The 23,328-nt window shown below is 73.1% G+C and carries 13 protein-coding genes; 8 read left to right on the top strand and 5 right to left on the bottom strand.

The window, feature by feature from the left end; translation table 11 throughout:
* Window positions 1–510 precede the first annotated feature (510 nt).
* Together CC117_RS28145 and CC117_RS28140 are read left to right on the top strand one after the other, a co-directional pair.
* Entirely contained in the window at window positions 511–1,026 is a 516-nt protein-coding gene (locus CC117_RS28145) for a SigE family RNA polymerase sigma factor (protein ID WP_071089429.1), read from the top strand.
* Window positions 1,023–2,219 (top strand): hypothetical protein, encoded by a 1,197-nt coding sequence (locus tag CC117_RS28140; RefSeq protein ID WP_071089426.1) that lies wholly within the window; start codon window positions 1,023–1,025, stop codon window positions 2,217–2,219. The genes CC117_RS28145 and CC117_RS28140 overlap by 4 nt, the downstream gene beginning before the upstream one ends.
* A gap of 38 nt (window positions 2,220–2,257) precedes the next feature.
* Here CC117_RS28140 and CC117_RS28135 read toward each other — a convergent pair whose 3' ends face one another.
* Together CC117_RS28135 and CC117_RS28130 are read right to left on the bottom strand one after the other, a co-directional pair.
* Entirely contained in the window at window positions 2,258–2,992 is a 735-nt protein-coding gene (locus tag CC117_RS28135) for a hypothetical protein (protein WP_071089422.1), read from the bottom strand.
* Entirely contained in the window at window positions 2,989–4,233 is a 1,245-nt protein-coding gene (locus CC117_RS28130) for a TRM11 family methyltransferase (protein ID WP_071089419.1), read from the bottom strand. The genes CC117_RS28135 and CC117_RS28130 overlap by 4 nt, the downstream gene beginning before the upstream one ends.
* Before the next feature lie 275 nt (window positions 4,234–4,508).
* On the opposite strand from CC117_RS28130, the gene CC117_RS28125 reads away from it, so the two are divergent.
* Complete coding sequence (locus CC117_RS28125) at window positions 4,509–5,339, top strand: patatin-like phospholipase family protein (protein WP_071089416.1); 831 nt, start codon at window positions 4,509–4,511, stop codon at window positions 5,337–5,339.
* A 171-nt stretch (window positions 5,340–5,510) separates the two neighbouring features.
* Here the strand turns inward: CC117_RS28125 and CC117_RS28120 are convergent, their stop codons facing one another.
* Complete coding sequence (locus CC117_RS28120; RefSeq protein ID WP_071089413.1) at window positions 5,511–6,383, bottom strand: LLM class F420-dependent oxidoreductase; 873 nt, start codon at window positions 6,381–6,383, stop codon at window positions 5,511–5,513.
* 394 nt (window positions 6,384–6,777) lie between these two features.
* Here CC117_RS28120 and CC117_RS28115 point away from each other — a divergent pair, with 394 nt between their 5' ends.
* Window positions 6,778–9,102, top strand: coding sequence for a putative bifunctional diguanylate cyclase/phosphodiesterase (locus CC117_RS28115; protein ID WP_241830499.1), 2,325 nt, complete (start codon window positions 6,778–6,780; stop codon window positions 9,100–9,102).
* A 13-nt stretch (window positions 9,103–9,115) separates the two neighbouring features.
* Window positions 9,116–10,048, top strand: a complete 933-nt coding sequence (gene aat, locus CC117_RS28110; protein ID WP_071089410.1) for a leucyl/phenylalanyl-tRNA--protein transferase — start codon at window positions 9,116–9,118, stop codon at window positions 10,046–10,048.
* Between the two features lie 31 nt (window positions 10,049–10,079).
* Here aat and CC117_RS28105 read toward each other — a convergent pair whose 3' ends face one another.
* On the bottom strand, window positions 10,080–10,817 hold the full coding sequence (locus CC117_RS28105) for a class I SAM-dependent methyltransferase (protein WP_026310501.1): 738 nt from the start codon (window positions 10,815–10,817) through the stop codon (window positions 10,080–10,082).
* A 715-nt stretch (window positions 10,818–11,532) separates the two neighbouring features.
* On the opposite strand from CC117_RS28105, the gene CC117_RS28100 reads away from it, so the two are divergent.
* A complete protein-coding gene (locus CC117_RS28100) occupies window positions 11,533–12,861 on the top strand; it encodes an aminotransferase class I/II-fold pyridoxal phosphate-dependent enzyme (RefSeq protein WP_071089407.1) in 1,329 nt (442 codons plus the stop codon).
* 16 nt (window positions 12,862–12,877) lie between these two features.
* Here the strand turns inward: CC117_RS28100 and CC117_RS28095 are convergent, their stop codons facing one another.
* Window positions 12,878–16,243, bottom strand: a complete 3,366-nt coding sequence (locus CC117_RS28095; protein ID WP_071089404.1) for a UvrD-helicase domain-containing protein — start codon at window positions 16,241–16,243, stop codon at window positions 12,878–12,880.
* Window positions 16,244–16,254: 11 nt separating this feature from the next.
* Between CC117_RS28095 and CC117_RS37640 the strand changes: the two genes are divergently transcribed.
* Window positions 16,255–16,422, top strand: coding sequence for a hypothetical protein (locus tag CC117_RS37640; RefSeq protein ID WP_198542003.1), 168 nt, complete (start codon window positions 16,255–16,257; stop codon window positions 16,420–16,422).
* 187 nt (window positions 16,423–16,609) lie between these two features.
* Entirely contained in the window at window positions 16,610–23,326 is a 6,717-nt protein-coding gene (locus CC117_RS28090) for an AAA domain-containing protein (RefSeq protein ID WP_071089401.1), read from the top strand.
* Window positions 23,327–23,328: the final 2 nt, after the last annotated feature.

The raw sequence follows: 23,328 nt of genomic DNA, 5'->3' as shown, positions 1-23,328 counted from the left end.
GTGCCCCGACGCAGGCCTGACAGCCTGCAGGGCCAAGGCTTCTGAAGCAGATGCGACTTCCTGGGCTTCAGCGTGCTCCGTGATGGATGTGCCCCGACGCGGCCGGCTCGGTAGAGGGTCTCCCGGCGAAAGCTGGCTGGCTCTGTCGGGCGGTTTGCCGAGGGCTGTCGATCGACGGTGTGCTCGCCGACGCTTCGGCTGTTCGGCCACGTCGTTCTCCATGCGGCCAAGGCTCGACTGATCGCCCGGTTATGTGAGTGCTCCTCCCCGAGGATCTCCCGACTGCAGGCCGGCATGTCCTCCATCAGCGTGCGCGCGGCCGTTCGTCCGACTACGGATGACTGTTCCCTGCGTCGTCGGAGCGCAACTCGGGGGTCCTCCGAGCCGCGGAGCCGCGGAACCGCGGAACCGCGGAACCGCCTCGGGCGACGAGGAAGTCGGCCGGGCCTGTCAACCTGGGGCGCCTCCGTGGCGTTCAGAAGGGGCGGGAGCGCGGAGAGGACGTGTCGGGTGCAGGAACGCGATGAGCGTGCGTTCGAGGAGTTCGTCGCACGCACCGGTGACCGGCTGCTGCGCTGCGCCGTCCTCCTGGTCGCAGACCACGCCGCGGCCGAGGATCTGGTCCAGGGGGCGCTGGAGCGCACCTACCGGCACTGGCCGCGGGTGTCAGCCGGCCATCCGGAGGCATACGTGCGCCGCGCTCTGGTGAACGCGGCGGCGAGCAGATGGCGACGGAGCCGGGTCAGGGAGGTGCCGCTGGGGCCACACGACCAGGCCGGGCCGACCGACCACGCAGATCGGCTGTCGACGCGCGACGAGCTGATCCGCGCGCTCATGACCCTGCCGGCCCGCCAACGGGCGGTGCTCGTGCTGCGTTACTTCGACGACCTGCCGGAGGCCGAGGTGGCTGCCGCCCTGGGCTGCAGCGTCGGCTCGGTCAAGAGCCAGGCCTCCCGCGGGCTCGCCCGGCTGCGGGCGAGTGTCGACCTCCACAGCTCCCTACCGATGACGGGGAGGACGCCATGAGCGCTGATCTCGAGGGCCACCTGCGGGCTGCCATGCGCGACGAGACAGTGCAGGTCGCAGCCGGGCCGAACCTGGCGGGCGCTGTCCGGGAACGGTTCCGTCGACACCGCCGACGGCGGCGGGCCGCCGCCGGCGCGGCGGTGGCCGTGCTCGTGGTCGCGTCGTCCACCGGCCTGACGCTGGCCCGCTCCGGCGCGGACACCGCAGAGATCAGGCCGGCCCGCCCGTCGCCCGCCACCGCCCCGGTCGCCGTGACCACTCCGGTCGGGGCAGCCACTCCTGTCACCGTGACCACTGGTGCGGCCGGCACCGTCTTCCCGCCGGCGTCGGGCCGGGACGTGGGTGGTGTCGGCGTCACCTGGCTGCCCGCCGGCATGAGCTCGGCCGGGCCGTCCGCCGCGGCACTGAGCCCGTTCACGCCCGGGGCGCTGGCCTACCGCTCCGACTTCCAGACGATGGCCGGCGGGCGGGTCGGGTTCGTCGCCGTCACCGCGCAGTGGGGGAACGTGCCGACTCTCGCCGCGGTCGAGGACGACATGCGCGCCGCGCAGCCGCAGCGAACCTTCGCCCGGACAACGGTCAGAGGCAGATCCGCCCTGCTCACCCGCATGGACGCCAAGGAGGAGTTCAGCCTGGTCTGGATCGAGCGGGACGGACTTGTCCTTGACGTCGCCGCGGGCACGCCGGTCAGCGAGGACGACATGCGCCGGGTCGCGGAGGAACTCACGGTCGGATCTCGGCCGCGCGTCGATCCGTCCCTCGACCGGGCTGTCCGTGCGGCCGTGGCCCAGGTGTTCACCGGCGGGACATCGACGGGACGGACACTCGCGGCGGTCGAGAACGGCGAGGAGCTCGCGCCCGGTCTTGAGCGCCACCGTGCCCAACACCCCGGACTGGCGCGCACGCTGCGGGTCACGGTGCACGAGGTGGCGCCACGGGACGCCACGCACGCCGCGGCCTCGATCTCGCTCACCTACACCGACCCGACCATGCCGCTGTTTGAAGTGCGAGGAGACAGCATCACGGACCGGGGCCGACCCGCGACGTACGACGCCCTGGCCGTGCTGGTCCGGACCGGGAAGGGATGGCAGGTGAGCCGGGACACCTTCTGCCAGCTCGCCCTCGGCGTGTGCCCGCTCGCCACGAACCGGCCCAGCCCCGCTGCCGCGCCATCGACGTCTCACCCGTCCTGACCGCGCTCGTCCGTCCCGTTGGCCCCGGTCTGGCGGCGCTAGGCACCGGGGGCCGCGAGGTGGACGACGGCGAGGTAGGTCGCGGTGACCAGCGCGGTGGCGACGAGGGCGCCGGCGATGGTCTGGGCGAGGGTGTGACCGTCCAGTTCGTCGAGGTCCTGGAGGGTTGGCGGGCGGAGTGGGCCCGCTGGCACGGCAAGGCCCGCTGGCCTGGGAAGGGCTTCCAGGCGGGCGGCGCGGATCTGGATACGGGCCCAGGCGACGAGGGGGACGAGCAGCCAGGCGGGGAGGGACAGCAGGCTGTCGGTGAGGGTGAGGACGGTGGCGCAGCTGGCGGCGGCCGCCACGTGGCCGCTGATCTTCCAGAACTTCGTGATCGCGGCGAGGACGAGGGTTTCGACGAGGATGGCGGTGTAGACGGCGATCAGCGTGGTCGGGGCGTCCGCCACCTGCAGGAGAAGGTGACCGGCGGTCACCGACGCGGCGCCGAACAGCATCGGTGCCAGGCGCCTGCTGCGCTCGGGGACATGATGGTCGGACCATTTTCCGCCGCGGACTCCGTGAAAGACGAAGGCCATCGGGATGATGGTGCCGAAAGCGATCGAAATGGCGGCCCAGAGCAGGCCGGTCCAGGTGTCGGGGGCGTCGTCCAGACAGATGTGCACCAGCAGTGCGGTGACGAGGACGGCGGGTGCGGCGATCTCGCACAGAACGGCGGCGGCGCGGGCCGCGGCTGTCGTCCTCGGCGGGATTCCGGTCGTGGGGGCCGTCACGGCCGACTGGCACGCACGTCGAACTCGAACAGGGCCTTGTTCGAGTTTCTCTTCCGGATCACCTCGACCTCGACGTCAACGTAGCCCAGCTCCCGCAGCATGCACGCGTACCACTCCTGGGCGGGCACGCCGTGCCCGTAGAAGGTTGAGTTCCCGACAATGTAGGAGAGCTTCCCACCGGGCCGCACCAGCCCAGCGACGGCCTGGAAGTGAAGCCACATGTCATGGTGGTATTTGTGGACGTAGGCGGCGAGCAGCGGGCCGCTGCGGCCGCCGTCGGCCGCTATTCTCGCGCACACGACGCCCATTTCGTCGTCAACCGGGGTCGCGGTCGTGGGTTTCCATCCTCGCAGGTTKGAGGTCGCGCTGCCCCAGGTGCCGCCGATCGCCTGCCAGTCGAGCCGGCCGGCGTCGCCAGCCTCGTCGAGGAAACGCAGCCAGTACATGTAGGGGCGCAGCTCCCGGATGTAGGACATCCGGTTCGCGTAGGGCGGGCTGGTCAGGACGAGATCCGCTGCACGCAGGCCGCTGGCGCACATCCGTGAGTCACCCTGGTGCACGGTGGCGGTGCCTGGCAGGTCATGCCGGGCGGACTCGATCAGCGCTGCCGCCTCGGCGCCGAAGTGCGTGACGGTGGTGGCGGTCACCGCCGGGTCGAAGCGGGCCGGTGACCGGTCCGGCCGGGTGGCGAAGGACATCGACTGGTGGTTGAACGCGGCGCTGCTGACTGCGATGAGCACCCGGCACAGCGCTATCTGCAGCAGGTCCGCCACCGGGCCTGAATACGCGTCTATCTCGGCCCTCAGCGCCTTGAGCGCGTGGAGCTCGCCGGGACTCCACCATTTCTCGATCTGGTGCAGGCCCGGCTGCCACAGGGCGCCGTCCGGATCGGTCCGGGCGGCGCCTGCCATGACGTCCAGCGCCGCGACGCGTACCTCGTCGAGCGTGCGATGCGGGTAGTGCCGGACCTTTGCCCGGCCCAGCCAGACCAGGAACGGGTTCACATCGGTGCTCTGGCCCACATGCCCGAGCTCGGCGGCGGCCAACGGGGTGGTCCCGGTTCCCGAGAAGGGGTCGGTGACAACCGAACCGGGTGGCAGCCCGCACATTCGGCCGCGCACGAGCCGGACGCCGTACGCGGGGGTGAGACGCAGCCAACCGTGCCGTCCGACCTCCCGGTTCGCCCGAAAGGTCAGGTGTTCGTTACGCGCCAGGGCTGTCCGGTCGATTGCCGCCGTCATGGTGCCTCCAGCAGATGATCCCGCGGATGCGTGGAACCGCCGCACCGCAGTATCCGCGCCGGTGCCCCAGCGGCTTGCGCGGGGGCATGAGGACTTTGGGAACAATATGCCCAGGTCACCGTCCCCCCGGGTACCGCGGCGCGATCTCGATGCCGCAATGGCATGGCACGTTCGGGTGATTTCGGCGGTGCCTTGCCACCTCCGGTGCGTACTTCCCAAAAGCCCTTCGGAAAGCGACGGGCCCTGACGAGGACCCTCGCGGAGAGGTGTGTTGGATGCGGCACGCGCTGGTCCTCGGCGGCGGAGGCGTGGCCGGTATCGCCTGGGAGATCGGCCTGCTGGTCGGTCTCGCCGAGGCAGGCATCGACGTCACCGAGGCCGATCTGGTCGTCGGGACCTCGGCGGGTTCCGCCGTGGGGGCGATGGTCAGCAGTGGCGCGGACCTGGATCTGCTCTACGCGCGACAGATCGCCCCCGCCGACCCGGCCGCGGAACCGACGGTCGACTTCGACTACAGCGAACTCATGTCGACCCTGGCGCAGGTCACTGCGGGCTCCCGGGGCGCGCGTGACGCGCGCTCCCGGATCGGGGCGTACGCGCTGGTCGCCGATGTTCCCTCAGAGGAGGATCGGTGGCAGATCGTCGCCGGGCGGCTTCCCGTCCGAGAATGGCCGCGGCGCCGCCTGATAGTGGTGGCGGTCGACGCCGAGACAGGTGACTGGGTGGCCTTCGACCGCGACTCCGGGGTCCACCTGGTCGACGCGGTCGCGGCCAGTTCCGCGCTGCCCGGGGTGTTCCCGCCGGTCACGGTGGACCATCGCCGGTACGTGGACGGCGGCATGCGGTCCGTGATCAATGCGGACCTGGCAGAAGGCCACGAACGAGTCCTGATTCTCGCCCCGGTCAACGGCATGGGCATTCCGACCGAGGTGCGCCGCCTGGAGCGCGCCGGCAGCCGGGTGCTGGTCGTGGCCGCGGACGAGGCGTCCCGGGCCGCGTTCGGCTCGAACATTCTCGATCCGGCGATCCGGGCCGCAGCCGCGGCCGCTGGCCGGGCGCAGGCCGCCGCGGTGGCGGACGGTGTCCGCGACCTGTGGAAGGGCTGATCCGGAACTGGTGAACCCGAACCGTGTTCCCGGGCAGGCCCTCCGGAGACCGTAATCCGGGTCTGACCCGGATTACAAACCGGTGATCTGAACCGGGGATCTTCGGCCTCGGGCCGCGCTGGACGTTCAGCGCGGCCCGAGGCCGACATCCGCTGCGCGAGGCAGGGGCGGTCAGAGGTCGGCGGCCGCGGGGACGACGCGCTCACCGAGGATCCGCAGCGGCTCGACGTCCCACACGTTCGCCACGCCGCCGAGCGCCACCGAGATGCCGAGCTCGGACAGCGCCCCGAGATCGTCCAGGATGCGGCCCACGTTCTCGCCCGACCGGCCGACGTCGAACGCGTAGTAGCAGGTCTTGGTGATCTCGTCGTAGTCGCGCCCCTCGGTGTCACAGTGCTGGCGCAGGACGTCCAGCTTGTGCTTGAGATCGGGGCCGTTGAACAGGTTGCAGGCCTGCCCGTACCGCGCGACCAGGCGCAGTGTCTTCTTCTCCCCCGAACCACCGATCATGATCGGCGGATGAGGGCGGGTGAGCGGGGCGGGAACATTCAGCGGCCGGGCCAGCTGGTAGTGCTTCCCGGTCCAGGGGCTCTCGTCGTCCGACCACATCCGCAGGCAGATCTGCAGGGCCTCCTCCAGGCGCTCGAAACGCTCGGCGACCGGTGGGAAGGGAATACCGAGGCCGACGGACTCCTCCTCGTTCCAGGCCGCTCCGATTCCGAGCATGGCCCGGCCGCCGGACAGAACGTCGAGGGTACTGATGATTTTTGCCAGAATGCCCGGTTCGCGGTAGATAGTTCCGGTCACCAGGGTGAGCAGGGTGACCCGGCTGGTATGTGCCGCCAGGAAACCCAGGGTGGTGTAGGCCTCAAGCATGTCGTGCTCCGCCGGGCCGACGTGCTGGATCTGGAAGAAGTGGTCCATGACCGCCAGGTAGTCGAATCCCGCCCCGTCCACCTCCCCGGCAACCTCGGCAAGCGCCCGGCCCAGGTCCGCGGGCCCGGCGGGCCGGGTGAAGTCMGGAATCTGCACCCCAAGTCGCACGTCTCGTCTCCTCGCTGAAGTAGCAGCTCTCGTTCGGAGTGTCGTCACACGTCCGGACCAGAACACGGGCCGACACGCTGCCGCGGCGACACCACGGGCACCTCGGGTCACACAGCGGTACGACCCGCACAACATGTACCCAGACCGGCGGCCACGGACCACCACCCCGCGCAGCAGGCCGACCGGCATGTATGAGAATTCCCCTCATGTCCGGGCTAGTCCGTCTCCGCGCTGGTTGCAGCCCTTTGCATTGTTCCTGTTCCGCACCTGCGCCAGGAGCTTCCGCGGGATGCCCCGGGTGGGCGGGCGGCCCGGCGGGCACGGGTCGGGCGAGGGGCGCTTGACGACCTCCCCGCCAGCACCGCGCCGGTTCCGTGCGATCCGGCTGGTGCAGATGGCGCTTGTGCTCGCCGCCGGGCTCTTCACCGCGGTCACCCTGGCCGGGACGGAGGGGAGCGAACCGGAGGTCGTGGCGCTGCGGGCGTCCGTCGTTCTCGTCTCGGGCCTGCTGTGCATCCTGCGCGCGGCGTTTCTGCGCGGCGAGCGGRCACCGTGGGCGCTCTTCGGCGCCGGGATCATCAGCTACGGCACGGCCGGCGTCTACTTCAGCCTGGCGGTCGAGCCGGCCGCGGCCGGGTCCGCCAGCGCGGCCTCCGCGGCGGACGCCGGATGGCTGCTCTTCTACCCCGCCGTCATCCTGCTACTGCGTCAGCGGCTCATCGCCTTCCACCCGAGTGTGTGGCTCGACGCGCTGGTCGGTGTCCTCGGGGTCGCCGCGCTCAGCAGCGGCATCGGGCCGTGGATCATCGACGCCGGCCAGGGCGACACCGCGGCGATCGCGTTCGGTCTCATCTACCCGCTCGCCGACCTGCTGCTCCTGCTGCTGGTGGTCACCGCGTTCGGCCTCCTGCGCTGGCGCCCGGGCCGGGTGTGGTGGCTGGTCGGCGGCGGCCTCGGCGGCTTCGCGGTCGCCGACTCGTGCGTGCTCGTACTGATCACGAACGACGAGTACTCCCCCGGCGGGCTGCTGGACATCGTCTGGATGCTCTCGCTGCTCGCCCCGGCGTTCGCCGCCTGGCAGCGCCAGCCCTGGCGCCGACCCGCCCGGATGTCCGGCTGGAACGTGATCACCGTCCCGCTGGTGCTGACGGTCGTGGCGCTGGCGCTGCTCGTCCTCGGCTCCACCGTCGACCTGCCGTTCGTGACGGTGGTGCTGGCAGCCGCGACAGTGCTCACCGCGCTGGCCCGCGCGGCGATGACCTTCGTCGAGGTACAGCAGCTCGCCGAGAGCAAGATCCTCGCGCACACCGACGATCTGACCGGTCTGACGAACCGGCGCGGGTTCCTCGAACGGCTGTCCCAGATGGAGGCGCACGCCTCGCAGGGCGACTCGTCCGCGCTGCTCCTGCTGGACCTCGACCGGTTCAAGGAGATCAACGACTCCTTCGGTCACCACATGGGTGACGCGCTGCTCGTCGAGGTCGGTTCCCGCATCTCCGGGGCGCTGCGGCCGGGGGACGTCCAGGCCCGGCTGGGCGGGGACGAGTTCGCCGTCCTGCTGGAGAACGCCGACACCGACACCGCCCGCCGGGTCGCCGACCGGGTCCTGCACGCGCTGTCCGGGCCGTTCGAGGTCGGCGGGATGACCCTGCACGTCGGGGCGAGCATCGGGGCCGCCCTCTACCCGGAACACGCGCCCGACGCGCAGACGCTGCTGCAGCGGGCGGACGTCGCCATGTACGGCGCGAAGTCCGGACGGACCGGGCTCGAGTACTACCGCCCGGGCAGCGAGGCCGACACGCTGCTGCGGCTCGACATGATCGAGTCACTGCGGGCGGCGCTGGGAACCGGCCAGCTGGAGGTCCACTACCAGACCAAGATCGATCTGATGTCCGGTCGCCCGCACGGAGTGGAGGCGCTCGTCCGGTGGCGCCACCCGAGCCGGGGGCTGCTCACCCCGGAGGCGTTCGTCCCGCTGGCCGAGCAGGCCGGGCTGATGCGCATGCTCACCATCGAGGTGCTCGAAATGTCCCTCGCCCAGTGCCGGGCGTGGCGCGACGCCGGTCTGGACGTCACCGTCGCCGTGAACCTCGCCGCCTCCGACCTGCTCGACCGGGCGTTCCCGGACCAGGTCCGCGGGCTGCTCGGCCAGTACGGGCTACCCCCCTCGGCGCTGGAGCTGGAAATCACCGAGACCACGCTGATGCGCGACCTGGTGCGCTCCGCGGCGGTGCTCGGCGAGCTGCGCGACCTCGGCGTACAGATCGCCGTGGACGACTACGGTACGGGGTATTCGTCACTCGCATACCTCCAGGAGCTTCCCGTCGACATCCTGAAGATGGACAGATCGTTCGTCACGAAGCTGGAGGACGGCTCCCGGGCCCGCCGGCAGAAGGCCGAGGCGATCGTCCGGTCCACGATCGGGCTCGCGCACGAGCTCGGCCTGCGGATCGTGGTCGAGGGGGTCGACAGCGCCAGTGTGCTCGCGAAGCTGCGGAACTACGGGTGTGACCTCGCCCAGGGCTACTTCATCGGCCGCCCGCGGCCCGCGGCCGAGGTCACGCCCATGCTGACCGTTCCCGCCCCCATGCCTGTGCCCGCCCCCACACCGGTGTCCGCCCCGGCGCCCGTGCCTGCCACGGCGCCCGTGGGGGTCGCCAGGCCCGCGGCCGTGGCGATGCCCTCGTCCACGGCGCTGACCCCCCCGGTGCAGTGCTGACCCCGCTCGCCCCATGCTGACTCCGCCCGCCCCCAGGCCCGTGCGGTCCGGCTGGGACCATCCGCTGCTCGCCCGCTACCTCGACCAGGCTCCGCCGGACGGACCGGTGGCGGCCGGCGGTGGAATGGCGCCGGCCACGCTGGTCGGCGCCTACCGCCAGGGTGCCTTCCCCTGGCCCACCGACGACCCCGAGGCGTCGGAGGAGCTGCGGGCGGCCCTCGGCGTGGCGATCGCCCGCGGGATGATCCCCCGCATCCCCGCTCCGGTTCCGGCGCCACCGCCGGTTGCGCCGAGGCCGCCCGGGGTGTGCGACGGCCCTCGGACCGGAGACGGGGGCGAGGCCGGCGCTGATCTGCTGGATCCGCCGTGGTGGTGCCCCGACCCGCGGACGGTGCTCGCCCCGGGCGAGATGAGGATTCGGCGCTCGCTCGTCATCCGGATGCGCAACAGCAGCTGGACCAGCACGGTGAACCAGTGCTTCGTGGACGTCGTCCGCCACTGCCGGCGCGAGGGCCCGCATCAGTGGATCACCGACGAGCTGGTCGAGGGCTACGCGGAGCTGCACGCCCTCGGCTGGGCCCACAGCATCGAGATCTGGGACGACGACCGGCTCGTCGGCGGGATGTACGGGGTGCTCATCGGGCGGATCTTCACCGGCGAGTCCATGTTCCACCGTGCCTCGGACGGTTCGAAGGTCGCCCTGGTCGACTTCCTCGACCGGTTCGGCCGGGCCGGCGGAGTGCTGCTCGACGCGCAGCTCACGACGTCCCATCTGATGTCGCTCGGGGCCCGCGAGGTGCCGCGGGCCGAGTTCCTCGCGACGCTGCGGGCCGTGCGTGACGACGAGGTGCGCCTGGAGTGCGGGCGACTGCCCGTCTCCCGGCTGGCGCCGCCACGCAAGCCGCCCCCGGCCCGGCTGCGGCACACCCGACCCCCGAGCGGGTGATCGGAGCGCCCGCCGGGCCGCTGCCGCCGGGTCAGACCTTGCGCAGGACCATCGCGAGGTTCCAGGTGACGACCTCGCGGGCGCCGGGGACCCGCAGGACCACCTTCGCCCAGTCCGGGAGGTAGCGCGGCATCGCGTCGACCACGACGACGTCCGAGCGCTGGCGGGCCCAGGCGAGGGTGCCGGCGACCGACACCGGGAACAGCGTCTCGCCGAACCGGTTCTTCGGCGCGTGCCCCTCCCGCTTCCGGAAACGCTCCGCCGCCCGGTGGCCACCCAGGTAGTGCCACGGCGCCGTCTCGTGCCCACCCCACGGCGAGAGCCAGTTCGTGTAGCTCAGGAAGATGAGCCCGCCGGGGCGCGTGACCCGAACCAGCTCCGAGCACATCCGCCACGGGTCGGGAACATGCTCGAGGACGTTCGAGCTGTAGCACAGGTCGATCGAGCCGGAGCGGAACGGCAGCTCGAGGGCGCTCCCGCGGATTCGGCCCGGCACCTCGATACCGCCGGCCTCCATCTCGGAGACGTCGGGCTCGACCCAGTAATAGCGGGCGCCCGCGTCGAGGAAGGCCGACCGGAAGTAGCCGGGGCCACCACCCACGTCCAGCACCAGCTGGCCGGAAAGCGACGTGTACCGGGCCAGCTGGCGGACGGAGTCGGCCGCGATCAGGGAGTAGAAGCCGGCCGGATCGACCGGCTCCTTGCGGTGCGCCTTGAAAAGGGTGACCGACCGGGACAGACCGAAGCCGGAATAGGGCAGGTTACGCAGAACCGGCGGGCCCTCGGAGGCAGGCCTGGTCGGAGCCGACGCGCTCGATGTCGCGCTGTCCGAAGCGGAGGCGGTCTCAGGCATGCGGGGACGATAACACCACGCCCGCACGGGGATGTCCCGGCCGTGGTCGCACCGGCGGCTCCCTTCCCGGAAGGTCCCAGCCGCCCGGAACATCCCGGCAACCGGTTCTCCCGCCCGGCCGGATCCACCTCGCCGCACGGCCGGGCACCCACCGGAACGGCCGGGGGCCGGGCGCGGTCTCCCGCCCTGGGCCGACCACCTGGCCGGGCGGCTGCCTTCCGCCCTGCCGGTCGGCTACCCGCCCAGTTCTCCGGACCACCCGTCCAGCCACCCGTCCAGCTCGTCGGACCACCCGCCCGGATAGCCGTGAATCCGCAGGCCGGACGCCCGGGCCCCGGGGCTCGGCCGACCCGACCGCGCACCGCGCACGCCACCACGCGGGCGCCGCCGCGCAGTGGCGCCGGAGAAAACAGGAAACGAGTGGAAAGCACCGACGACAGCAGCTATTGTGYGTATGTAGTTCTTCGCCACGCGTTGCGCCCACCGCATTACCGTACGGCGGTCCGGGCGGTCTTTCGTCGATTCTTCTTGTTTCCCGTGCCCCCGGAGACAATGTTTTCGGGGATCTTGAGAGGCCGGTGACGGCGATGACACCCCCGGTGTGCCGACCGGGCCCGGAAGTCGGGCCCGGATGACGCAGACCTCGGATTCCCTGCCCCCGACCATCGAACCGATCTGTGCACCGATCGCCAGCGCCCCGATACCCGGGCCGGCGCTGGGCGCGGGTCTGCGACGGGTACTGGCCCGGCCCTACGGGGTCATGTCCGAGCTGGACCGCATGCGCCGCCAGTCACCGTTCTACGACTCGCGGGTGGATGAAATCGATCGGCGCCGCATTCGAATCGGTGGCCGCTGGCTGATCGATTTCGCCTCGTGCAACTATCTTGGTTTCGATCTGGACCGTGAGATCATCGCTGCTGTTCCGGAGTATCTCGATCTCTGGGGAACGCATCCGAGCTGGTCACGTATCATTGCCAATCCACGACTGTTCGTGGAGATCGAAGAGACTCTCACCGAGCTGCTCGGCGCACCCGACACTTTGCTGCTACCGACCGTCAGCCAWATTCACCTGTCGGTGCTGCCCGCACTTGTCGGCCAGGGCGCGCTCTTCGTCGAGCTGCACGCGCACAGCTCGGTTCACGACGGCGCGACGATGGCGGTCGGCCGAGGCGCCACCGTGCGCCGCTTCCGGGAGGAGCGGCTGGACCGGCTGGAGCGCGCGCTACGGGCCTGCACCCTTTACCCGCGGGTCGTCGCCGTCGACGGGGTGAACAGCATGACCGGCAACGGGCCGCGGCTGGCCGAGCTCGTCGCACTCGTCCGGGAGCACGAGGCGGTCCTCTACGTCGACGACGCGCACGGGTTCGGCGTCCTCGGCGAGCGCTCACCCGCCGAGCCGACGCCGTACGGCCTGCGCGGCAACGGCATCGTCCGCCACCTGGGGCAGAGCTACGACGACGTCGTCATGGTCGGCGGGTTCTCGAAGTCGTACTCCTCGCTGCTCGCGTTCGCCACCTGCCCGACCGAGCTGAAGGACTACCTGAAGACCATGGCCAACCCGTACATCTTCTCGGGCCCGCCCCCGGTGGCGTCGCTCGCGACGGCGCAGGTCGGCCTACGGGTCAACGCCGAGCGCGGCGAGCAGGCCCGGTCAAGGCTCCATGCACTGACCGCCCGCGTGCTCACCGGGCTGCGCTCGCTCGGGCTGGCGACCCTGAACCGCTCCGGCCATCCGATCATCGAGGTGCCGCTCACCGATCCCGCCCACGCGGACGCGCTCGGCGCCCACCTCTACGACCGGGGCATCTACGTGACCGTGGCACCCTTCCCGGTGGTACCACGGGACCAGGTCGGAGTCCGGGTCCAGGTGACGGCCGCGAACACCGAGGACGAGATCGACATCCTGCTGGACGTCCTCGACGACGCGGCCCGGGCCTTCCCCCTGCGCCGCCTCGACTGAGCGCAGGGGGCGGGCGTCAGATCAGGCGCAGCTGGCGGCCGGCCGAACGGCGGCGGGCCCGGGCGGCGTCAGCCGGCGAGCCGGCCCGCTTCTCCAGGTGCCGGCCGTCGATCGCCGCCAGGAACGGCGACGGGCCGGTCTCCACCGGCTCGCCGCCACGGCGGCGCTGAGCGGCATGGGTGAGGACCAGCCGGCGGCGGGCCCGGGTGATCCCGACGAAGAACAGACGCCGCTCCTCCGCCTCCCCATCCACCTCCGCAGCCGTCTGCGTGGCTGAGGCGGCGGGGGGTGCGGCGCCCCAGCGCAACGGCAGCAGGCCCTCCTCGCAGCCGACGATGATCACCATGTCGAACTCCAGGCCCTTGGACGCGTGCAGGGTCAGCAGGGAGATCCGGTCGGCGCGCGGGTCGAGTCCGTCCACCTCGGTGCCGAGCGTGACCGCGGTCAGGAAGGCCGCGAGATCGTCGCCCGCAGCCGCGGCGGGTGGGGTCAGCAGCTCGACGGCACGGCGGATCTCCGCCGCGGTCGGCAGCCGGCCCGGGCCCGGCTCCCGCTGTGGCACGGCCGCGGTCCCCTCGGCACCGAGGACGGAGTCCGCCGCGGCCGCGAGGTCGGCGAGACGGGCGGCGGCGTCCCGCAGCAGCGCGGTCACGGCACGCGGTGCCACCTCGTCGCCGTCGCGCAGGTCGGCCAGCAGGGCCGCGACGGCCGGCAGGTCCGCGAGCGGGGTGTGCGAGTGCTGCCGGAAGGGGAATCCGCGCCGCAGCAGTGCGTCGACGATCGGCTCGGCCTGCCGGGACGTCCGGTAGAGGACCGCGATGTCGGCGAAGGACAACCGGCCCCACTCCGAGCCGTCCACACCCGAGTCGAGAGCGTGGAACGAGGTGCCGCCGAGCGCCTCCTCGACGAGCTCGGCGACGGCATTGGCCTCGTCTGCCTCGCTCGCGCACCGCCGCACCACGACGGGGCCGTCCTCGTCCAGCCCGGTCACCGCGTGCAGCTCCCGGTCGGGGACGAACGTGCTGGGCGCGATCGCGTCCAGCGCCGCCCCGACAATGGTCGGGGTCGAACGGTAGTTGCGGGTCAGCGAGACCCGCCGGGTGCCGGGACGATCCTGCGCGAATCGCAGGAAGAAGCCGACCTCCGCCCCGCGGAAGCTGTAGATGGCCTGGTCGGGGTCGCCGATCGCGCACAGGTCGCCCCCCGGCGGGCAGAGTTCGCGCAGCAGCCCGTACTGCACCTCGTCGATGTCCTGGAACTCGTCGACCCAGAGGTGACGCCACCGCTGCTGGTACTCACGGGCCAGGTCCGGCGCCGACCGCAGGAGCCCGAGTGGCAGGGTCACCAGATCGTCGAGATCCACCATGTTGCGGTCGCGCAGGGCGGCGTCGTACCGCGCGAGCGCGCCGGCGGACGGGTGCTCCCGGTAGGGCTGGCCAAGCGCGCGCCGCCGCTTGAGGTCGGCCAGCGCGGTGATGGCGCGGCCGCGGGCCAGGGCGCTGCCGGCGCCGTGCAGCGCCTCGTCCACCAGCTCGGCGCGGACGGCGTCGTCGGCCACCTGCACCTGCGGGGCGCGCGCGAGCGCCCCGTGCCGCTCACGGATGATCATAAGCCCGAGCCCGTGGAACGTCGTGGCGGTCACCCCGGCCCCGTCCGGGCCTAGCAGGGGGTCGAGCCGCTCCCGCAGCTCGCCGGCGGCGCGGCGGGTGAACGTCACGGCCAGGCACTGCCCGGCGGGCACCGCCAGCTCCCGGACCCGGTGGGCGATGGCGTGCACCAGCGTGCGGGTCTTTCCGGTTCCCGGCCCGGCGAGGACCAGCAGCGGCCCGCCGGCATGCTCGGCCGCTCGGCGCTGGTCCGGGTCCAGCCCGTCGAGGACGGAGGGGTGACCCTCGCCGGATCCGCCCGCAGTGTCCAACGCGGTGCCGTCGGCACCGATGGCGCCGTCGAGGCCGGTGGTGCCGGTCGGCAGCGACTGCGGTGGCTCCCCCGGTCGGAGGGTGGGTGGCTCCGGGGCCTCACCCACGTCGGCGGCGAGTGCACTGGGGCGTCGTCCGGCGGCCCGGCTCCGCCTGCCACGGCCCGGTGCCGGCGGGCCGGCGTCGAAGAGGGTGCCGGCGTCGGCGCCGAGCTCACCGGGCTGGAACAGCCGGATGACGCCGTACTCCCCGTCGTAGCCGGCCTCGCGGATCACCTCACCGCGGCGCAGGCGCCCGATGCCCTCCACCAGCGTCGGCGAACCAGCCTCGGCGATCGCGTCGAGCGGGACGTCCGAGAGGATGCCGAGTTCGGGCCCCAGCCGGGACACCAGCGTCGTGACCTGGGTCGCGACGGACTTGCTCTTGGGCCCGACACCGAGGATCTCCCCGACGATCTCGGGCAGGGCTACGAGCGAGGTGACGTCGCCGGCCGTGTCGGGCCGCCGTGACTCGGTCCGGTCGGAGAGCGTGTCGACCCGGTTGAGCACCCCGACGGTCAGGCCCSGCCCGCATGCGGGGCAGATGCCGCCGAGCGCACGGGTCTGCTCCGGGGTGAGCGCRACGCCGCACTTGCGGTGCCCGTCGTGGTGGTACTTCCCCTCCTCGGGAAAGAACTCGACGGTGCCACCGAAACCGTCGCCGGTGCGCAGCGCGCGCAGGATCGAGAAGTAGTCGGGCTCGCAGGTGAAGGCGGTCGCCTCCCGGCCCAGCATCGGCGGGGAGTGCGCATCGGAGTTGCTGACGAGCCGGTACCGGTCCAGCCCGGAGATCCGCCAGAACATCTCCGGGTCCGCGGAGAGCCCGGTCTCCAGCGCGAAGACCTCGTCCGCGAGATCGGCATAGCAGTCCTCGATCGCGTCGAAACCCGACTTCGAACCGAGAACGGCGAACCAGGGCGTCCATACGTGCGCCGGGACCAGGTAGCAGTCCTCGCCGCCGCCGAGGGTTATCTCCAGCAGGTCGCGGGAGTCCAGGCCGAGGATCGGACGCCCGTCGGCGGCCAGGTTGCCGATTCGGGCCAGTGCGGAGGTGATCCGTCCGGCCGACTCGCGATCGGGTGCGTAGAGAAGGTGATGGACCTTTCTGGTGCGCTCACCACGCTTGTAGATCGTGGAGATCTCCGTAGAGATCATGAATCGCGTCGCGGTGCGGCATGAGGCCGGCAGCGTCGCGAGGACGTCGCGCTCCAGGTCCGGACGCAGCCGGAACAGCCCGGGCTCCGCCGGCACCAGTTTGGTCGCCAGCTCCTGCGACCAGGCCGGATGGGTGAAGTCGCCGGTGCCGACGACGCGGATGCCTTTCCGGGCCGCCCACCACGCCAGGTGCTCCAGGTCGCAGTCGCGGCTGCACGCCCGCGAGTACCTGGAGTGGACGTGGGTGTCGGCAAAGAACCGTGACCTCACGGATGCGTATGTTGTCGCATCCCACTTCCGGGCCAGGCAGCGGCACGCCGGTGGGCACACCGGCGGACACATCCGGCGCCGGGACCGACCACGGACAGACCACGGTCAGCCACGCCGATCCGCGGGCGATCTCGCTGCGCCACCCCCCGGCCATCGCCTTCGGCCATCCCGCCCCCTGAGCCAACCGTGCATGCGGACGAGTGCCGCATTCAGCGGGTCGCGGGGGCACCGTCCTGGTTCGTCCGGGAGGCTTGCACAAGTTCCCGTACCGGTTGCTCCGGTACCGGAACGATCGGAACAGGGCGTTCGCGACGCCCCSTCACGAGTTCCGCCGCCGGCACGCGCCGGCCGGAATCGGGGAGAGATATGACGACGGACTCGGGAACGGCGGATTCGGGCGTGGTGGACGCGAGGGCCACGGATACGCCGAAAGGCACGACGGACGGCACGGAGAGCCGTCCTGCCCGTGCGCCTGCCCGGCAGGCTGCGCGCGAGACAGGCGGCGCCCCCCGGTCGGGCGACGAACCTGCCGCCGACACCGCCCACGCCACCCCCGTCGGCCCTGCCAACGCCGCCCGCAGGGCCGACGACGCGGCCAGCACGGCCGCCGCCGGCGGCGTGGACAGCGCACCAGGCGGCGCTGAAACCCCCGCGGACGGCATGCCAGGCAGCACCGTCGACCTCGCGGCGCTGGCGGCGGCGCGCCACGAGCGGCAGGCTGCGCTGACCGACCGCTGCCACCGCCTGGTGCGCTTCCTGCACGAGGTCGCGGTGTCCCAGTCCGAGCAGGTCGTCGACGTCCATGAGAACCCGCTGGTGATCTGGCTTGCCGATCTCCCGGCAGGCCTCTCCCTGTTCGAGCACGCCGGGGCCGGCGAGGTTCTGCTCGAGGCCCCCGCCGCAGCTCTCCTCCCGCCGGCCCCGCCACTGCCGGAGATCCTCCGCGGCCGGGTACGACTGCCCGTCCGCGGTGCGGACGCCGCCTCAGGGCTGCCGCAGGACGGCATCATCCTGCGCGGCCCTGTGCCGCCGGCCGACGTGGACCTGACGGCGGCGCCGGTCCTCGTGTACGACCTGCCCCCGCTGCCGCCGGCACCGCCGGCACCGCCGGCACCGCCGGAGCGGCCGGCTGGGTCATCGGGCCGGCACGAGCCCGGCCCGGACCACGACGACCCCACCGGATCGGGGGAGGCCGATGGCCGCGGGCCGGCCCGCGGCAGCAACGGCGCCGCACCGTCCCCGAACGGCCGGGCGCGCACCTCGCCGAACGGCCAGGGCCCCAACGGGACCCGGCCGGCCTCCGGGGACACGCCGGCGCCCGGCAGGCCGGGTGCTCCCGCGAACGGCTCGGCGAACGGCTCCGCGAACGGCTCCGCGGCCGCCAACGGCGGAGCGTTCGTCAAGGGCACGGCGTCAGCCAACGGAGTGGGGCCGGCCAACGGCTCGGCTCCCACCAACGACCGAGCCCCCGCGAACGGCACCGGGCCGACCACCGGCACGCCTTCCGCCAACGGCACGCCTTCCGCCAACGGCACGCCTTCCGCCAACGGCACGCCTTCCGCCAACGGCACGCCTTCCGCCAACGGCACGGCCGCCTCGAACGGCGCGGGAGCCGGCCGGCCGGGCGGACCAGGCCAGCACGCTGACGCCGACACTGCCGGCCCGGCCCGGGTGGGGCAGATTCCCGCCGATGTCGCGGCGGCCTTCGCGGAATGGGCCGGTGCCTGGCAGGTGTGGAGCTCGCGGGCGCGCGCTGACGCTGACCGCCGCCACCTGCACACAACGCTGTACGGGGTGGCCCAGCGTCTGGCCCAGGAGGGCGACACCCTGGAGCTGGTGCTGGCCACCGGTCTGCTCACCTGGTGGCTGCCCCGCCCGGTCCGCCGGCACCTGCTCGTCACCCGGCTCGTGGTGGAGACCGACCCGATGACCTCCGCCGTCCGGCTGCGGGTGCCGGCGGGGACGTCCACCCGGCTGGAGGACAGCGCCTTCCTCGACGGTATCGCCACGTTCCGCCCCGAACGGACCAACGCACTGCACGAGCGCCTGCGCTCGCGGGACGCCACCCCGCTGGGGGCCGACGACGAACGCCTGCTGCGGGACTGGCTGACCCTCGCGCTGGATGGTCCGACCGCGGGATACCGGCCCAACTGGCCACCGCCCGGACCGGGGGGTCCCAGCGCCTCGGTCACGCTTGCGCCCGCGCTCGTCCTGCGCAGCCGGGGGCATGCGGCGCTGCTCAACTACTACGAGCAGATGCTGGACGCGCTGCGCGGCGACGGCCTGCCACCGCTGGGCCTCGCCCAGCTCGTCGAGACCCTGGACACCACCGAGCGACTGGCCTGGCTCGCCACGGCCGCCGCGACCGCCACGACCGCTGCGCCGGCCCTCCCCGCGGGCGGCGCGGCTGCGGACGAGTGGCTCTCGCCGCTCCCGATCAGCCCGGAGCAGGCCCGGGTCATGCGTCGGCTGCGCATGGACAACGGGGTCGTGGTCGAGGGCCCGCCGGGCACCGGCAAGACCCACACCATCGCCAACCTGATCAGCGCGCTGCTGGCCGAGGGCCGCCGGGTTCTGGTGACCAGTCAGAAGGGCCAGGCCCTGCGGGTCCTGCAGGAGAAACTCCCGCCGGAGCTGCGCCGGCTGTGCGTCTCCCTCACCGAGGACGCCGACAGCGGCGCCGGTGAACTCGCCACCAGTGTGAGCGCGCTGGCCGCGCAGAAGGCCGTCTATGACGCCGGGTCCCAGGACGAGCGCATCCGGACAGCGCGCCAGCGGCGCGAATCGGCCGTGGCCGAGCGGGACCGCATCGCCACCGCGGTGGCGGCGCGCCGGGCCGCCGAGTGGCGTCGCCACGGCACCTACGAGGTGGGAGCGGGCTGGTCGGGGACCCGGGCGGAGATCGCCGCCCGGTTGCGGGACGAGGCTGGCGAGCACGGCTGGATGCCCGTGCCCGTGCCCGGCCCGGAGGGCGGCGGCTGGCCACGGACCCCCCTCAACGACGCGGAGGCCTCCGAGCTCTGGCGGCTGCTGACCACGCCCGACCCGCAGCCCACGGCCGCCGCCGCGGGCCAGCTGGGCGGGGCGGACGCCTCGGCCGGGCCCGGTGACCCGTCGTCCCCGCCGACCTCTCCCCTCATGATCACCATTGCCGGTCGACTCGTCCGGACAGCGGCACCCGGGATGCTCGCCCATCCTGTGCAGGGGGCGGGCCAGGGGGGCTCGCCCGATCAGGGCGGGCCGGGGGCCTCCTCGACCGATCTGGCCAGTACCGGCGGACCGTCCGATCCCCCGACCGTGCCATCCCCGATCACCTCGGCGATCGCGCTGTCGGCGCTGCGCGAGCAGCGGGCCTTCGGGCTCCCCCCCGAACTGGGCGAGCTCCCGACCCGGTCCGAACTGACGGCGCTGGCCTACGCCGAACGGGGGGCGCTGCACGCCGCCGAGTCCGCCGAGCACTCCCTGTCGCGGCAGGCGGCCGCGATGGTCCCGGTCCTCGCCGACGTGCTGACCCGCGCCGGCGACGAGGCCGGCGACCGGCTCGCCGCCGGCGTGGACGCCGTGCTGCGGGCTGCCGACATCATCAGTCGCCTCGCCGTCCGGCAGCCCTGGGTCACCGACGCGCTCGCGGATGCCTTCGCCGGCCGCGCGGCCGTGCTGTGGACGAAGGTCGCCGCCGCCGCTCCCGCGATCGCCGAGGCCACCGCGGCCGTGGTGGAACTCGGCCTGCACCGGGTGGACCTCCCGCTCGACGAGGACGGTGCCGGCCCCGACGCCACCACCCTGCTCACCTGCGGCCTCGCCCTGCGTGAGCACATGGAGGCCGGCGGTGCGCTGCGCCGCTTCTTCCGCTCGAAGGCCCAGAAGGACGCCGGTCTGCTTCTCGAGCACACGGCGGTGGACGGCGTCCCGCCACGCACCCCGGAGCTGCTCGACCTTGCGCTGTGCCGGCTGCGGGCCGAGGTCGCGCTCGAGGCTGCGACCCGGGCCTGGTCGCTGCTGAGCGTCAACCCGAACCCGACCGCGGAGCTGGAGGTGCGGCTCGCCCGCCTCACCGAGGCGCAGGACGCGGCGCGCGCCATCGACGCTGCCGTGGCCGCGCGCGACCGGCTGGCCGCGCTGCTCGACGCCCTCGGCGCCCGGGGCATCGCGCTGGACTCCCCCGGCGCCTGCGTCGACGTGGGCGCGGCGGCGAACGCGCACCGGCTGCGCCACGCCGCGACCGCCGCGGGCTCCCAGCTGCGGGATCTCACCGCCGAACTCGTCGCGGCCGCCGCGCAACCGGACGCCGTCGACGAGCTGGCACTCCTCGCGATCGCGGTCGAGGCGCGTGACCCCGGCGGCTATGTCGGGGCGCTGGAGGCGACGGCCGACGCGCTCAACGGCCGCGCCCGCGCGCGTCGCCGCGACGAGCTGCTGGGGCGGGTCCGGGAGGCACACCCGGTGCTGGCCGAGATGCTGGTCGCCGGCCGCCGGCTGGCCGGGGTCACCCCGGAACAGTTCGAGTCGTTCGGGCGGGCGTGGTCCCACGCCGTCGCGGCGACCTGGCTCACCCGCGTCCGCGCCACCGACCAGGCCGATCTGGACGCCGGCCTGGATGCCGCCGACCAGCTGGTCGCCTCGGCGACCGCCGAGCTCGCCGGGGCGCTGGCCTGGAAGCACTGCCTGGAGCGGATGGGCACGGAGCAGTCCGCCGCCCTGCGTGCGTACGCCGACGCGATGGCCGCCGGCGGCCGGTTCACCGGCCGGCACTCCGAGCGGTACCGGCAGGCCGCCCGGGAGGCGATGCGGATCGCGCAGACGGCCGTCCCGGCCTGGGTGATGCCGATCAGCGAGGTGCTGTCGACCATCCCGGCGGTCCGCGACAGCTTCGACGTGGTGATCGTCGACGAGGRAAGCCAGGCCGGGCTGGAGAGCCTCTTCCTGCTCTGGCTGGCACCCCGAGTGATCGTCGTCGGTGACGACCGGCAGTGCACCCCGCCGGACGCCTCCGTCGAGGAGCTCGAGCCGGTCTTCAACCGTCTCGACACCCTCCTGCCGGACGTCCCGAGCTGGCTACGGGTCGGCTTCACTCCCCGGTCGAGCCTGTTCTCGCTGCTGCGGACCAGGTTCGGCGACGTCGTGCGGCTGCGGGAACACTTCCGCTGCATGCCGGAGATCATCGAGTGGTCGTCGGCGATGTTCTACCGCGACGCCCCGCTCGTGCCGCTGCGCCAGTTCGGCGTGGACCGGCTGGCCCCGCTGCGCGCCCAGTTCGTCCCGCACGCCTACACCACCGTCACCGACGACGGCCCGCGTAACCCGATCGAGGCGGAGGCCCTGGTCACCCAGGTGCTGCGGTGTGCCGAGGACCCGCGCTACCGCGGCCTGAGCTTCGGGATCGTCGTCCTGCAGGGCACCGCGCAGGCGGAGCTCATCCGCTCCGAGCTCACCGCGCGGATGTCCGCCGCCGAGCAGCTGCGCCGCCAGCTGCGGGTCGGCTCACCGCCGGACTTCCAGGGCGACGAGCGGGACGTCGTCTTCCTCTCGCTGGTCATCRCACCCGGCACGTCCACCACCTCGCTGACCCGGCTGGAGTACCAGCGCAGGTTCAACGTGGCCGCCTCCCGGGCCCGCGACCAGGTATGGCTGTTCCACTCGGTCTCCACCACCGACCTGGACCCCGGTGACCTGCGGCACAGCTACCTCAGCTACGTCCTCGCCCACTCGGCGGCGGCGCCGCTGGACGGCACCGCCGCCCCGCTCACCACGTCCGAGGTGAGTCCGGTGCTGCCGCACCCGCGGTTCGACTCGCTGTTCGAGCAGCGGGTGTTCCTCGCTCTGGCCTCCCGCGGGTACCACGTCACACCCCAGGTCGAGATCAACGGACGCCGGTTCGACCTGGTCGTCTCGGGTGGACGGGCCCGGCTCGCCGTCGAGTGCGACGGGGACGCCACCCGCTCCACCGAGGACGTCGAGCGGGACCTCAGCCGCGAGCGCGAGCTGCGTCGGGTCGGCTGGCGGATCTGGCGGGTCCGGCGATCCGAGTTCGAGATCGACCAGGAGGCGGCGCTCGCGCCGCTGTGGCCCCGGCTCGCGGCTGCGGGGATCCTCCCGGCCGTCACGGCGCCGACGGTGTTCCCGCCGGCGCACGCGGACCCGTCCATGCTGGTGACCCAGCTTCTCGCCGCACCCGCGCAGGCCCGTCCGGTACCCCCGGCCGGGGAAGCCGCCCGGGCTTCGGCTGCCCCGGCCGGGCCAGCCCTCCCCGCTGCGCCCCAGGCGCGGGCTGCCCTTCCGCCTGGCGCAGCCGGGCCCGAACCGGCAGCCCCACGGGTGCCGGACCCCTCCGCCGCGTCCGGCGCCCCCGGAACGGGTGATGAGCCCCGGCCGGGCCTGCTGCTGCCGAGCACATCGGCTCCCGGTCACGACACGCCTCAGGGCAACACCGACCTGACCCAACCCGAGCGGTGGTTTCCTGGTTCCTCCACGGGCGCCGGCCCAGCCCCGGACGGGCCTCCTCCGGCGGCCCCCGGAAGGTTCGGCACGCCCGGCCAGCCCGGCGCATCGGGCCAGCCCGGCACGTTCGGTGCGCCTGGCCAGCTCGGCGCGGGCTGGCCGACGTCGGGCGGCTCACCGACCGGCTGGGCCTCGGTCGGGACTTCGCCCAGCGTCTATCCGGGGATGCGCAACCTGGTCTCAGGAGCGGACTCCTGGCCGGGAGTGCCCCTGGCGCCGGAGACGCCCGCCCGCCCCCACGGCGGCGGCGGCATCCAGCCCTATGGCGGCATGCCCCCCTCGGGGGATGCCGCCGCCAGGCCGTCCGCCACGGGGGCGTCCACCGGGGGAACCGAGAGCGCCCAGCCGGGCGGATCGACACCCCCCGAGCAGCCCARGAACACCGACCCGGTGCCGCCGGCTCCCGAGGTGCCCCCACTGCCGGCTCCCGGCACGTCCGGGACCCCCACCTCCGGGTCAGGGGGCACCGGGTCATCCGGGGCACCCTCGGTGCACGCCGACGCGGACGAGCGCCGCCAGCGCTGGCGGCCCATCCCCCTCTCTGAGCTGGAGGGCCTGGACGACGCTCCCCCGCCCGCCCCCTGACC

The organism is Parafrankia colletiae, assembly GCF_001854655.1.
GTDB classification, from domain to species: Bacteria; Actinomycetota; Actinomycetes; order Frankiales; family Frankiaceae; genus Parafrankia; species Parafrankia colletiae.
The sequence above is the reverse complement of the archived record's forward strand: the minus strand, read 5'-3'. Positions and strand labels throughout refer to the sequence as shown.

Coding starts and splice junctions, on each gene's coding strand:
- CC117_RS28125 (WP_071089416.1), top strand. CDS start 4,509: ATGCGGCACGCGCTGGTCCTCGGCGGCGGAGGCGTGGCCGGTATCGCC.
- CC117_RS28140 (WP_071089426.1), top strand. CDS start 1,023: ATGAGCGCTGATCTCGAGGGCCACCTGCGGGCTGCCATGCGCGACGAG.
- aat (WP_071089410.1), top strand. CDS start 9,116: ATGCTGACTCCGCCCGCCCCCAGGCCCGTGCGGTCCGGCTGGGACCAT.